This window comes from Roseovarius sp. 217, assembly GCF_000152845.1.
Classification (GTDB): domain Bacteria; phylum Pseudomonadota; class Alphaproteobacteria; order Rhodobacterales; family Rhodobacteraceae; genus Roseovarius.
Genome location: NZ_CH902584.1, coordinates 2,115,966 through 2,128,491 on the forward strand (window position 1 = coordinate 2,115,966; position 12,526 = coordinate 2,128,491).

Sequence of the window (12,526 nt, forward strand, 5' to 3'; positions counted from 1 at the left end):
GAGGCCCCAAATCACCCATCGCCGCACCCATGTCGATAAGGTTCTCGCGGAATCGCAGTCTGGCTCCGCCCCGGCACGCTCGCGCATCGTCGCCTCATGGCGGCGCTCCATGCTCAAACATGGGCTGGACCCGGCAGAGCACCGCGCGCCTGAGCGGGTCGATGCCCGCAATCTTCTGGTTCGGCAGAGCGACCATGCGCAATTCCTTCAGGTGGCCGCCCCCAAACTCGACCAGCTCTTCGGTCTCGTCGGGCATTCCGGCTGCGCCGTGCTCTTGACCGATGCCGAAGGTGTCGTGCTCGATCAACGCTGCGCTCAGGGTGACGCCGCGATCTTTCAGGACTGGGGACTCTGGCAAGGGGCCGATTGGTCCGAGGCGGCAGAGGGCACCAATGGGATCGGCACCTGCATCGCCGAGGATCGTCGCGTGATCATCCACCGCGATGAGCATTTTCTCGCCCGCAACACCGCGATGAGCTGTATGGATGCGCCGATCTATGGCGCCGACGGGCGCATCATCGGTGCGCTCGATGTGTCCTCGGCCCGCGTCGATCAGACCGAGGCGTTCAACCGCCTGATTGCTGCGATGGTGGCCCAGACCGCCCGCCAGATCGAGGCCGACAATTTCCGCGCCGCCCATCCACGCGCCCGCATTCTCTACGCCGACCATGACGAGACCGAGGCGGCAATGCTGCTGGCGGTCGATGCCGATGACATCGTCGTAGGTGCCACGCGTGCCGCGCGCAAGGCGTTCAATCTGGGGGCCATCGGGCCGATCCGCCTCATTCCCGCCTCTGATATCTTTGGCCGCGACGACGGCCCCAGCGGCTTTGAACGCGCTGAACGGGCAGCGGTGATTCGCGCCCTTGCCCGGGCCTCTGGCAATGTGTCCGAGGCCGCCCGCGCCTTGGGTATCGGGCGCGCCACACTCTATCGCCGGATGAAACGGCTGGGGATCGGTGAAAATCTGCATTGATGTGTCTCAGTCCTGAGACAGGTTGCCTCATGCACCGCGCGCCCCCCCGGTGACGGCACATGGGGCAGGGCGCATTCTCTGGTTATTCCCGGCGGAGGACCGGGGGCAACGGAGGAACCCCAATGAACGAGATGACCCAAGTCGCGGGCAGCTATGCCTCGCCCTTCAAGACGCGCTATGACAATTTCATCGGCGGCACATTTGTGCCCCCCGTGAATGGGCGCTATTTTGACAATGTCACACCCATCACCGGCGAAGTGGTCTGCGAGGTCGCCCGCTCTGACGCGATGGATGTGGAACTGGCGCTTGATGCCGCCCATGCCGCGCGCGAAGCGTGGGGGCGTACCTCTGCAACCGAGCGCTCCAACACCCTGCTCAAGATCGCCGATGTGCTCGAGGCCAATCTCGACCTTCTGGCGCAGGCCGAGACTTGGGACAATGGCAAGCCCATCCGCGAGACCACATTTGCCGACATCCCGCTTGCCATCGACCATTTCCGCTATTTCGCGGGTGTCCTGCGCGGGCAAGAGGGCACCATGTCCGAGATCGACAATGACACGGTCGCCTATCATTTCCACGAACCCTTGGGCGTTGTGGGCCAGATCATCCCGTGGAACTTCTCGATCCTGATGGCGGCCTGGAAACTTGCCCCGGCCCTCGCCGCAGGCAATTGCATCGTGCTGAAACCGGCCGAGCAAACGCCCGCCGCGATCATGGTGCTGGCTGAACTCATCGCCGATCTGCTGCCCGCTGGCGTGCTCAACATCGTCAACGGCATGGGGGCCGAAGTGGGCTCGCCGCTTGCCCGCTCAACCCGGATCGCCAAGATCGCCTTTACCGGCTCGACCGCGACGGGCCGCAAGATCATGCAGGCCGCCACTGAAAACCTCATTCCCGTCACGCTGGAACTGGGCGGCAAATCCCCCAATATCTTCTTTTCGGATGTGATGGCCGCCGATGACGCCTTTCTCGACAAGGCGGTCGAGGGCTTTGTTCTCTTTGCCTTCAATCAGGGCGAGGTCTGCACCTGCCCCAGCCGCGCGCTGATTCAAGAAGACATCTACGAGGAATTCATCGCGCGCTGCATCGCCCGCGTGAAGGCGATCCAGCAGGGCGACCCGCGCGAGATGAACACGATGGTCGGCGCACAGGCCAGCCAACAGCAATTCGACAAGATCATGTCCTATTTCACCATCGGGGTGGAAGAGGGGGCCGAAGTGCTGGTGGGCGGCGACGCCGCACGCTTCAATGGCGAGATTGCGGGCGGCTATTACATCCAGCCCACTATCCTCAAGGGTCACAACAAGATGCGTGTGTTCCAGGAGGAAATCTTTGGCCCCGTGGTCTCTGTGACCACCTTCAAGGATGAGGCCGAAGCGCTCGCCATCGCCAATGACACGATGTACGGCCTTGGTGCCGGTGTCTGGACCCGCGATGGCACACGGGCCTACCGCTTTGGCCGCGCAGTCGAGGCGGGCCGCGTCTGGGTCAACAACTACCACGCCTACCCGGCTCACGCCGCCTTTGGCGGCTACAAACAGTCGGGCATTGGGCGTGAAAACCACAAAATGATGTTGGATCACTACCAGCAAACCAAGAACATGCTGGTCAGCTACAACCCCAACAAGCTCGGGTTTTTCTGAGGGTTCGCAGGTTAAAGAGCGCAAGCCGCCGGGGTCTTCCCCGGCGGTTTTGTTTTGTGGGGCGGACGCTTACCCAAAGCGTCCACGCGCGGAACAAGCCCGAAGGGCGCCGCGCGATCGCTGGGCCGTCCCGCGGCCTAGCGATTTTGATGGGGCATGTAACACTTTGGCGTCATACGGACTTTGCAGGGATAAAGCGACAGTTCCCACCGTCGCATCGCTCGTCCCCGGCCCAGCGACCGCGCAGCTCACCGATTGTGGCCAAGGTCAGCATCAGGCAAATCATGTCATTTGCGTCGCGTTTGACCAAAGAACGCTACGCCCACCTAACCAAACCTGCGCCCCCCTCCAACGAAAAAGGCCCGCGCAATTGGCGGGCCTTTCGGGCTTTAACGAAACTTTGCCTCAGAGACTCGCGTCAAGCGCCGCCACAATCGCATCGCCCATTTGCGAGGTAGACACCGGCGTCACACCCTCTTCGCCCAAGAGGTCAGCGGTGCGCAGCCCATCGGCGAGCACCTGTTCCACGGCCTTCTCCAACCGCGTCGCTTCATCCCCCTGATCAAAGGAATAGCGCAGCGCCATGGCAAAGCTCAGGATACAGGCGATCGGATTGGCCTTGCCCTGACCGGCAATATCGGGGGCAGAGCCATGCACCGGCTCATAGAGCGCCTTGGGCCGACCATTGGCCATCGGCAGACCAAGCGAGGCCGAGGGCAGCATGCCCAAAGAGCCGGTCAGCATCGCCGCGCAGTCGCTGAGCACGTCACCAAAGAGGTTGTCGGTCACGATCACGTCGAATTGCTTGGGCGCGCGGACAAGCTGCATGGCCCCGTTGTCAGCATACATGTGGCTCAGCTCCACATCGGGGTAATCCGCGTCATGCACCTTTTGCACGACCTCGCGCCAGAGCACGCCGGATTCCATCACATTGGCCTTTTCCATCGAGCAGACCCGGTTGCCCCGCTTGCGCGCCAGCTCGAACGCAGCGCGCGCCACGCGGTCGATCTCGCTCTCGGTGTAGCGCTGCGTGTTGATGCCCACGCGCTCGTTGCCTTCGGTGAAGATGCCGCGCGGCTCGCCGAAATAGATGCCAGACGTCAATTCGCGCACGATCATGATGTCGAGACCGGCCACCACATCGCGCTTGAGGCTGGAAAAATCCGCCAACGCGTCAAAGCATTGCGCCGGGCGCAAGTTGGCAAAGAGGTCCATTTCCTTGCGCAGCCGCAAGAGGCCGCGCTCTGGCTTGACGCTGAAATCGAGGCTGTCGTATTTCGGCCCGCCCACGGCGCCCAAGAGCACGGCATCGACCTCTTGCGCCTTCGCCATCGTGTCGTCATGCAGCGGGACCCCGTGCTTGTCATAGGCGGCCCCGCCCACCAGATCCTCGGACACGTCAAACGCCAGCCCCCGCTTGGCCCCGTACCAGTCGATGATCTTGACCACTTCGGTCATGACCTCGGGGCCGATCCCGTCACCGGGCAGAATAAGAAGCGATGGGTTGCTCATGGGGCGTTTCCTCGGGTTGCATTTGCTGTTGCCCGTTGGCCTATACGCAAGCCCTGGAATGGTCAAGAAACCCCGAAGTTACGGCAGACTCAGATCGACCCACACCAAACGATGAGGGCTGGCCGTGGCCGCCAAATCCCCCTCTGGCGTGTCCTCGGGCGGCCAATGCACGCCCGCGCCTGCCACGTTGAGATCACGAGAGGGCAGGATATAGGACACCCGCCGTGCGCCAGGGCCGGGCGGTGGCCAATGGACGGTGTGCAGGCGCATGGCATCCGGCCCCGGTTCGGGGCGCATCGGGCGCGGATCTTGCAGGCGTGGATCGGCCAGCAGATCATGGATCGCTTGGTGCTGCCCGTCACTGGCCTCGGGGTCCAGGTTGGCATCGCCCATCAGCACAAAGCGCCCCTGTGGCGGCGGCCCGAACACCCCATCAAAGTATAGCTGCCAGAACCGGATTTCATCATGGTTGCGCCGCCCGTTCAAATCCTCCGGCCCGTCAAACACCGGCGGTGTGGCGTGAAATGTCATCACAAGCATCGGTCCCGACGCGAGCATCACCGGCACTATCCAATGTCCATTGGATGACAACCGTTGCACCGCCTGCGCGGCCTCTGAGGGAAACGGCAGGCCATCCCGCACCGGCAAGAGCGCGCCGGGTAGGTCGCGCCATAAGAGCGTGCTGAAATCCTGCGCTTCAGTCTGATCCACAGGATAGCGCGACAAGAGCGCCATGCCGCCCTGACCCGCAAAGTCGCCATACCCCTGCGCATCGCGTGGCCCGCCACGTCGCCCGTCGCCATCCATATCGAGCGCCGTTGCCATCCCACTATTGGGGCGGGGCGCAAAGAGATGATCATATCGCGGCCCGCCGCCCTGCGCGATCCGGTCCCGCAATGCTTTGACGGCAAGCAAATCAAGGTCGTGATCGACACCTTGCAACACTAGAATGTCGGGCCGAACGACCAACAGCACCCCTGCCACGGCCTCGATCTGCGGATCGCTCCCTGACAGAATATCCCGCAAGAGCAGCCCCGGTCCGGCGCGGTCCAGTTTCACATTCCAACTTGCAAGACGCAGGGTCTCAGAGTGCGCGGGCAGGGTGCAGAACGCCAGCACCAGCACCGCCGCAATCAGGCGCTTTGCAACCCTTTGCCCGTCATTGCATCGCCTTCGGCATAGGCACGGCGGCGCTTGTCCTCGATCATATCGGCGATCCGGCTCATCGCGATCCCGCGCATGAACATGCTGGCAGGAAGAAAGGCCCATGCGGTCATCGTCCAGATCAAGGTTTGCGGGTTCGCGATGGAGATCGGGTCTATCGCGTTCGAGGCGGCACGGACCGCCGCCGGGATCAAGAATGGCAGCAAAGATCCTAATACAATGTTAAGACCCGCATCCCGGCGCAAGCGGTGCAGCACATCGCCACCTCCAGTGGGGTCAAACAGCGGCAGGTTGACCCAGACGTTGAATGCACCCGAACGCGCAGGCCATCCCAAAAACCGCACCAGCGTCACGAAATAGAGGATCATCGCCAGCGAGAACGTATAGGAAATACCCGAGGCAATCCGCACCATGTCGATCAGGGCGACATCGGCATTGGCTGGCATCATCAGTACAACCAGACGCACGGGGGAATAGGGAAAATCAATCGCTTCGCCCAACCCACGTCCAAACTGCGTCAACCCGTCAGTCCATCCAGTCGGATCGGTCGTTCCGCGCACGATCATCGACAGTGAAAACAGAATGGTCGCCAAGGCAAAGAACTTGCACCGGTTTAACGGGGGCGCAAAGCGGAATTCGATGATGCTGGGATACTTGCCGTAATATTCGATAAAGGTCATGAACCCCGCGAGTAACGACAAGACGATCACGATCTGCGCCGTGTCCGCCCCTGTCGATGGCACGACAAGAGAGGGTGTTGCCACCAGAATTACAATAAGCATCGCCCGCGCAAGCGCGCCTGGAATCAGTGAAAACACTGCCCGTTCCCCTACAACTTGGTCGGTCGCGGTACAGTGCCGCGCCCTTGTGCCAACTTGGTCCCGCGCTTTGTGGCGGGCTGCCTCAATCTTGCCCAATTTTTGCCTTCTTTCACCCTTCACCACAAGCCTTTGGTTAATAAGAAGAAAGATTTAAGGCCGATTGAGGGTGCAACTGGTGCAGGATTGCATCAAACTTGCAGCAGCTTTGTGACCTAAGATGCTGTAAACACTGTATCTTGTGGATTTCACCCAAGGCACCACAAGAGGGGCTGGTCAAAGAGAAAGCGCCGCGAGCAAGCCCGCGACGCTTCAATGTCTTCCCCAGTCTTGGTCAGACCCAGGGGCGCGCCTGTGCTGCGCTCGATTCAAACGCTTCAATGGCACTCGCCTTTTCGAGTGTCAGACCGATATCGTCCAACCCTTCGAGCAAGCAGTGTTTCTTGAACGCATCGACTTCAAAGGCGAATACCACCCCCTCCGATGTCGACACCGTCTGCGCCTCGAGATCGACCTCGATGCGCGCATTGGCGCCCTTCTCGGCCTCTTTCATCAGCACATCGACCTGATCCTGCGGTAGGGCAATGGGCAGGATGCCGTTCTTGAAGCAGTTGTTGTAAAAGATGTCGGCATAGCTCGGCGCAATGACGCAGCGGATACCAAAGTCCTTGATCGCCCAAGGCGCATGCTCGCGGCTTGATCCACAGCCGAAATTATCGCCTGCGACCAGAATTTGCGCGTCGCGATACTGCGGCTTGTTCAGCACGAACTCAGGGATCTCCTTGCCGTCATCATCATAGCGCATCTCATCAAAGAGGTTGACGCCCAAACCGGACCGCTTGATGGTCTTCAGAAACTGCTTGGGGATGATCATATCGGTATCGACATTGATCAGGGGCAGGGGGGCGGCAATACCGCTGAGTTTCTCAAACTTTTCCATTCTATTCTCCTATCCTCGGCCAAGCCCGTCGATCCGGCTTTCCGTTATTGGCAAACAAGCAGACATGTGTAACCTCATCCCATGGACATGATTGACATCGCGACGCTTTATGATTGCATCTCGCATCGCTGGTCGCCGCGCATTGGCGACCCATCCGTCATGGGTTGGATTACTGTTGGCGGTTACGCGGTTACGGGATTTCTTTGCTTTGCAACTGCGCGGGTCCGTGTGCAGGACCGTCGGTTCTGGACAATTCTGTCCATTGTCTTGCTCTTTCTCGCTGTGAACAAACAGCTTGATCTGCAATCCGCACTCACGGCCACGGGCCGCTGTGTTTCCCAAATGCAAGGGTGGTACGAAAACCGAGGCTCGGTCCAGTTTGGCTTCATCCTCGCACTGCTGGCCGCTAGCGTCGCAATCATGGTGATCGCTCTCGTCAGATTGCGTCGCCATCTCGGTCGTATCGGCATAGCGCTGTGCGGCCTTGGAATTCTGCTGACCTTCATCGCCATCCGCGCAGTTGGATTTCACCATTTCGACAGGATCATCGGCATGACCGTGGCAAACGTCCGCATGAACTGGGCGCTCGAACTGTCTGGGATTGCTTTGATCTTTGTGAATGCCATTTGGGCCTATGGATCGCGTCAGCACTTGCGATCCCTGAAGCCGGATGGCTCGCAGGGATCGAAGCCTTGAACGTGTAACATGCGGCACGAGATCTGACCTTATCGGCCAGTTTCCTGCCATCACATCATCTCCCGGACATCTGTCAGCTTGCCGGTGATTGCCGCCGCCGCCGCCATGGCCGGGCTCATCAGATGGGTACGCCCGCCGCGGCCCTGACGACCCTCGAAATTGCGGTTCGATGTTGCCGCACAGCGCTCACCCGGTGACAACTGATCCGGGTTCATCGCCAGACACATCGAACACCCAGCAAGACGCCATTCAAATCCGGCCTCGATAAAGATATCCGCCAGCCCCTCTTCCTCGGCCTGAGCACGCACAAGGCCAGAGCCCGGCACGATCATGGCGCGCAAGCCCGCCTTGACCTTCTTGCCCTTCAGGATTGCCGCCGCCGCGCGCAGATCCTCGATCCGGCCATTGGTGCAGGAGCCGATAAAGACCGTGTCGATCTCCACATCACTCAGCTTTTGACCGGGTTTGAGGCCCATATACTCCAACGCGCGCTTGACCGCATCGACCTTGCCACCCTTGAAATCCTCAGGCGCAGGCACGCTTGCGGTGATCGGCAAAACGTCCTCGGGGCTGGTGCCCCATGTGACCACAGGGGCAATATCCTCGCCCTTGAGTGTCACCACCTTGTCCCAATGCGCGTCATCATCGGAATAGAGCGTTTTCCACCAGTTGAGCGCCGCTTCCCACTGCGCGCCCTTGGGCGCATGCGGACGACCTTTGACATACTCAAACGTCTTTTCATCCGGCGCGATCAGACCTGCGCGCGCACCACCCTCAATCGCCATGTTGCAGACCGTCATGCGGCCTTCCATGCTCAGATCGCGAATGGCCTCGCCACAATACTCGATCACATAGCCGGTGCCGCCTGCGGTGCCGGTCTCTCCGATCACCGACAGGGTGATGTCCTTGGCGGTTACACCGGGGCGCAGCTTGCCGGTGATCTCGACCTTCATGTTCTTGCCCTTGCGCTGAATGAGCGTCTGCGTCGCCAGCACATGCTCGACCTCAGACGTGCCGATGCCATGCGCGAGCGCGCCAAAGGCACCATGCGTGGCAGTGTGGCTGTCGCCGCAAACCACGGTCATGCCGGGCAGGGTCCAGCCTTGCTCAGGCCCGACAATATGCACGATCCCCTGCCGCACATCCGACACCGGGTAGTAATGAATACCAAAATCCTTGGCATTCTTGTCCAGCGCCTCGACCTGAATGCGGCTTTCTTCATTCTCGATTCCCTTGGCGCGGTCCAGCGTGGTCGGCACGTTGTGATCCGGCACGGCAATGGTCTTGTCGGGCGCATGTACCGCGCGCCCCGCCATACGCAACCCTTCAAAGGCTTGTGGGCTCGTCACCTCATGCACGAGGTGACGGTCAATATACAGAAGGCAGGTGCCATCTTCGGCCTCATGGGCCACATGGGCATCCCATATCTTGTCATAGAGTGTCTTGGGGGACATGCGTCCTCTCCCGTTTTGCTGGTTGGATTGGCTAAGAGACGTCACGAAAAGGCGGCGCGCCTCATAGGCGCGCGGTTATGCTGCACATCGCCCCGAAAAACCTCCAGGGCAGGCGCGCGCGATCATCCATGTCGAAAACCCGTGTCATGCACCGCAGATACAGTGCCGCAGCCGCTCTATCAAGAGGGTCACGTGCCGCAAGGCCACTTGGCCCCGGCGAGCTTTGACCAAAACACCTTGGGGCAGAGGGGGGCGTGCCCCCTACGCCTCTGTTCGCTCAGGGCTTCTCGCCAATCTCGCCCGTCAGGGAGAAAAGCCGCTTGGGATCGCCCGCCGGTTCGATCTTGAGCGCGCCAACCCCGCGCTTGTCCGCGAATTGCCCGGTGCCGCTGACCAACTCCCAAAATCCGTCATCATGCAAGGCGGGCTTGTCCGCACCTTTCATGAATACCGCGCGCACGGTGAACTTGATAATCGCCACATCGCCGTTCTCGGCCTCGAACCGCAGATAGCCGCGTGGATCGCCCCCCAAGGGCGGCTGAATGTCATGCCAGCCGAATTCCGTGACCTTGGCCCCGGCCAGCACACCCTCGCCCTCGGACACGCCTTCGCGACGCACGGCGAGGACGAAATGCGGCGTGCCGTCGCCCATCTCGAAACGCATTTGCTCTTGCGGATCCATCACGGCGGTGACAGCCACGGGCGCGGCCATCGCCCCGCCTGTCAGCATCAGAGCGGTGGCGGTCAGCGCGGCCAGGCCTCTTGCCTTCTGGGTAAAGATCATGTGCGGTTCTCCTGCGAAAATACCTCTGTTGCCCGGTTGCCGGTGCCAACAGCCAGAGCCTTTCACGCAGGTGCCACACACTCAACGGTTGTTTGGTTTCATCCAGTCACTTATGCGTGCAAACATCGTGATTTCGGAATGTGTCGCGCGCCCCACCCCTCAGTCGCACGCGAGCATATAGCCCTCTCCGCGCACGGTTTGCAGATAGCGCGGCTGCTTGGGGTCGCTCTCGATCTTGCGGCGCAACCGGGTGATCTGCACATCGACCGCACGCTCCTGTGCCTGTCCGCCATCACGGCCCAAATCCTCAACCAGCTTGGTACGGCTCACCGGCTTGCGCAGGTTCTCGGCAAAGATCCGCATCAACTGCACTTCGGTGGCGGTCAGACGGACCGGCAGGCCGCTACGGCTCAATTCGGCGCGCTCGATATCATAGCGCACGGGGCCCATATGCACGATCTTAGGTTGTGTCTGCTCCGGCTCCGGCTCGGGCATGCGTCGCAGGATTGCATTGATCCTGAGCAACAACTCCTTCGGCTCGAACGGTTTGGGCAGGTAATCATCCGCCCCCGCCTCCAGCCCTTCAATCCGGTCGGGCGTTTCGCCCTTGGCGGTCAACAGCAGGATGGGTGTCGTATGCGTCTCGCGCAGAGCGCGGGTCAACTCGACCCCGCTCTCGCCCGGCATCATCACATCCATCACGATGAGGTCGAAATCCAACCCCGCCAGCACCCGGCGGGCATGCCCCGCATCCCGCGCGACCGACACCAGAAATCCATGCCGCATCAGAAATTTGCGCAAGAGGCCGCGAATACGCTCGTCGTCATCGACAATCAGCAGGTGCGGGGCGGGCTCGGTCATGTGTCAGTCTCCCGAATGGCGTGATAGCGGCGGCGCAGGTCAGGTTCCATCATTGCCTCAAGCACTTGACGAAATCCCGCAACGGCCTGTGGCCCGGCAGCGCGATAGGCGGCGCGCATCCGTGCGCGCTGTGCATCCGACAGTTTACGTTCCAGAGCGGCCCCAGACTCAGTCAGCGTCAGGTGACGCTCGCGCTTGTCGGTGGTGCCGACGCGGCTCTCGACCAGCCCGTCCTCGATAAGCGTCCGCAACACCCGGTTGAGCGATTGCTTGGTCACACCAAGGATTGCGAGAAGGTTGTTCACCGTGGTTCCGGGGCTGCGGGCGATGAAATGAATCGCCCGATGATGCGCCCGGCCATAGGCCATCGTTGCCAGAATGCGGTCGGGATCGGCGGTGAACCCGCGATAGGCAAAAAACATTGCCTCAATGCCCTGACGCAGCTGCTCATCCGTGAGAAACAACAGGTTTTCGCCGCCATGCATTTCGGCCATGCCCACGCTCCGTTCACAATCTACGCGCCTTGTATTTCACATTAAGTCAGCTTTGTTGACATTCCAAGATCAAACTGCTAGCGAATGTCAGTTTTTGCGCAATTTTATGTCCGAGGTGGACATATTTTGCGCAATAAATGCAAACCATGCTAAGAGGAAGCAGAAAATGTCTGGCTATGATGATCGTGACGGCAAAATCTGGATGGATGGCAAACTTGTGGAATGGCGCGACGCCAATGTGCATATCCTGACACATGCGCTCCATTATGCCAGTTCGGTCTTTGAAGGCGAGCGCTGCTATGACGGCAAAGTATTCAAGAGCCGCGCCCATTCCGAACGCCTGCTGAAATCGGGCGAACTTATGGATATGGCAATCCCCTATTCGGTGGATGAAATCGAAGCCGCCAAGCGTGCGGTCCTCGACGCAAATGGGTTAACCAATGCCTATGTGCGCGTCGTCGCCTTTCGCGGTGCTGGCCCCGACATGGGCGTGGCCGCCGCGCGCAATCCAATTCGCATGGCTGTGACCGCGTGGGAATGGGGCAATTACTATGGGGATGCCAAGATGAAAGGCGCAAAGCTCGACATCGCCAAATGGAAGCGCCCCAGCCCCGAGACAATCCCCGTCGCTGCCAAGGCCGCCGGTCTCTACATGATCTGCACCATGTCCAAACACGCCGCCGAGGCCAAGGGCTGTTCGGATGCCATGTTCCTCGACTATCGCGGCTATGTCGCCGAGGCGACGGGGGCCAACATCTTCTTCGTCAAGGATGGCGAGGTGCACACACCGCTGCCCGACGCGATCCTAAACGGCCTCACCCGTCAGACCGTGATCGGCATGCTCAAGGACCGTCAGATCAAGGTGCATGAACGCCACATCATGCCCGAGGAACTTGAAGGGTTCGAACAGTGCTGGCTCACTGGCTCTGCCGCCGAGGTGACGCCTGTGGGTCAGATCGGGGCGTACACGTTCGACGTGGGTGCGATGACCCAAGAGGTCTCTCAGGCCTATGAGGCGCTCGTGCGCGCCTGATTTACATATAGTCTCAACGATCCGCCGTCCGGTTCCGCCGGGCGGCATTTTTCTGTCAAATGCGCGACTCTGGCCGGCGATTCTTTGAGTGATTCGGTGGCAAATGACGCGTAGCCACCGCGATCGTCACGTCGAGCGGGCAAGGCCGCTC

The 12,526-nt window shown here is 60.6% G+C and carries 12 protein-coding genes; 4 read left to right on the top strand and 8 right to left on the bottom strand.

Annotated features, from left to right (window positions below; translation table 11 throughout):
- Positions 1–109 precede the first annotated feature (109 nt).
- The gene (locus ROS217_RS10155; RefSeq protein ID WP_009817638.1) at positions 110–976 is read left to right on the top strand and encodes a GAF domain-containing protein; all 867 of its coding nucleotides are present in this window, start codon (positions 110–112) and stop codon (positions 974–976) included.
- 122 nt (positions 977–1,098) lie between these two features.
- Positions 1,099–2,619: an aldehyde dehydrogenase gene (adh, locus tag ROS217_RS10160; RefSeq protein ID WP_009817639.1), complete on the top strand. Its 1,521-nt coding sequence runs from the start codon at positions 1,099–1,101 to the stop codon at positions 2,617–2,619.
- Between the two features lie 405 nt (positions 2,620–3,024).
- On the opposite strand, the gene leuB is transcribed toward adh, so the two are convergent.
- The 4 genes from leuB to leuD form a co-directional block, all read right to left on the bottom strand.
- Positions 3,025–4,131, bottom strand: coding sequence for a 3-isopropylmalate dehydrogenase (gene leuB / locus ROS217_RS10165; RefSeq protein WP_009817640.1), 1,107 nt, complete (start codon positions 4,129–4,131; stop codon positions 3,025–3,027).
- A 78-nt stretch (positions 4,132–4,209) separates the two neighbouring features.
- Positions 4,210–5,256 carry an endonuclease/exonuclease/phosphatase family protein gene (locus ROS217_RS10170; RefSeq protein WP_009817641.1) on the bottom strand — a complete coding sequence of 349 codons (1,047 nt, stop codon included), beginning with the start codon at positions 5,254–5,256 and terminating at the stop codon, positions 4,210–4,212.
- An 8-nt stretch (positions 5,257–5,264) separates the two neighbouring features.
- Entirely contained in the window at positions 5,265–6,077 is an 813-nt protein-coding gene (locus tag ROS217_RS10175) for a hypothetical protein (RefSeq protein ID WP_009817642.1), read from the bottom strand.
- A gap of 370 nt (positions 6,078–6,447) precedes the next feature.
- A complete protein-coding gene (gene leuD / locus ROS217_RS10180) occupies positions 6,448–7,053 on the bottom strand; it encodes a 3-isopropylmalate dehydratase small subunit (RefSeq protein WP_009817643.1) in 606 nt (201 codons plus the stop codon).
- 87 nt (positions 7,054–7,140) lie between these two features.
- Between leuD and ROS217_RS10185 the strand changes: the two genes are divergently transcribed.
- On the top strand, positions 7,141–7,749 hold the full coding sequence (locus tag ROS217_RS10185) for an isopropylmalate isomerase (protein ID WP_217623014.1): 609 nt from the start codon (positions 7,141–7,143) through the stop codon (positions 7,747–7,749).
- Between the two features lie 50 nt (positions 7,750–7,799).
- On the opposite strand, the gene leuC is transcribed toward ROS217_RS10185, so the two are convergent.
- The 4 genes from leuC to ROS217_RS10205 all read right to left on the bottom strand — a co-directional run bounded on the left by leuC (position 7,800) and on the right by ROS217_RS10205 (position 11,342).
- Complete coding sequence (gene leuC, locus ROS217_RS10190; protein WP_009817645.1) at positions 7,800–9,203, bottom strand: 3-isopropylmalate dehydratase large subunit; 1,404 nt, start codon at positions 9,201–9,203, stop codon at positions 7,800–7,802.
- A 277-nt stretch (positions 9,204–9,480) separates the two neighbouring features.
- The gene (locus tag ROS217_RS10195) at positions 9,481–9,987 is read right to left on the bottom strand and encodes a hypothetical protein (RefSeq protein WP_009817646.1); all 507 of its coding nucleotides are present in this window, start codon (positions 9,985–9,987) and stop codon (positions 9,481–9,483) included.
- 159 nt (positions 9,988–10,146) lie between these two features.
- Positions 10,147–10,848 (bottom strand): response regulator, encoded by a 702-nt coding sequence (locus ROS217_RS10200; protein WP_009817647.1) that lies wholly within the window; start codon positions 10,846–10,848, stop codon positions 10,147–10,149.
- Positions 10,845–11,342 carry a MarR family winged helix-turn-helix transcriptional regulator gene (locus tag ROS217_RS10205; RefSeq protein ID WP_009817648.1) on the bottom strand — a complete coding sequence of 166 codons (498 nt, stop codon included), beginning with the start codon at positions 11,340–11,342 and terminating at the stop codon, positions 10,845–10,847. The genes ROS217_RS10200 and ROS217_RS10205 overlap by 4 nt, the downstream gene beginning before the upstream one ends.
- Positions 11,343–11,508: 166 nt before the next feature.
- Between ROS217_RS10205 and ROS217_RS10210 the strand changes: the two genes are divergently transcribed.
- On the top strand, positions 11,509–12,375 hold the full coding sequence (locus ROS217_RS10210) for a branched-chain amino acid aminotransferase (protein WP_009817649.1): 867 nt from the start codon (positions 11,509–11,511) through the stop codon (positions 12,373–12,375).
- Positions 12,376–12,526: the final 151 nt, after the last annotated feature.

Excerpts from the sequence above, each read along its gene's own strand:
- ROS217_RS10210 (WP_009817649.1), top strand. The coding sequence starts at position 11,509 with ATGTCTGGCTATGATGATCGTGACGGCAAAATCTGGATGGATGGCAAA.
- ROS217_RS10195 (WP_009817646.1), bottom strand. The coding sequence starts at position 9,987 with ATGATCTTTACCCAGAAGGCAAGAGGCCTGGCCGCGCTGACCGCCACC.
- ROS217_RS10205 (WP_009817648.1), bottom strand. The coding sequence starts at position 11,342 with ATGGCCGAAATGCATGGCGGCGAAAACCTGTTGTTTCTCACGGATGAG.
- leuC (WP_009817645.1), bottom strand. The coding sequence starts at position 9,203 with ATGTCCCCCAAGACACTCTATGACAAGATATGGGATGCCCATGTGGCC.
- ROS217_RS10175 (WP_009817642.1), bottom strand. The coding sequence starts at position 6,077 with ATGCTTATTGTAATTCTGGTGGCAACACCCTCTCTTGTCGTGCCATCG.
- adh (WP_009817639.1), top strand. The coding sequence starts at position 1,099 with ATGAACGAGATGACCCAAGTCGCGGGCAGCTATGCCTCGCCCTTCAAG.
- ROS217_RS10155 (WP_009817638.1), top strand. The coding sequence starts at position 110 with ATGCTCAAACATGGGCTGGACCCGGCAGAGCACCGCGCGCCTGAGCGG.
- leuB (WP_009817640.1), bottom strand. The coding sequence starts at position 4,131 with ATGAGCAACCCATCGCTTCTTATTCTGCCCGGTGACGGGATCGGCCCC.
- leuD (WP_009817643.1), bottom strand. The coding sequence starts at position 7,053 with ATGGAAAAGTTTGAGAAACTCAGCGGTATTGCCGCCCCCCTGCCCCTG.
- ROS217_RS10200 (WP_009817647.1), bottom strand. The coding sequence starts at position 10,848 with ATGACCGAGCCCGCCCCGCACCTGCTGATTGTCGATGACGACGAGCGT.
- ROS217_RS10185 (WP_217623014.1), top strand. The coding sequence starts at position 7,141 with ATGATTGACATCGCGACGCTTTATGATTGCATCTCGCATCGCTGGTCG.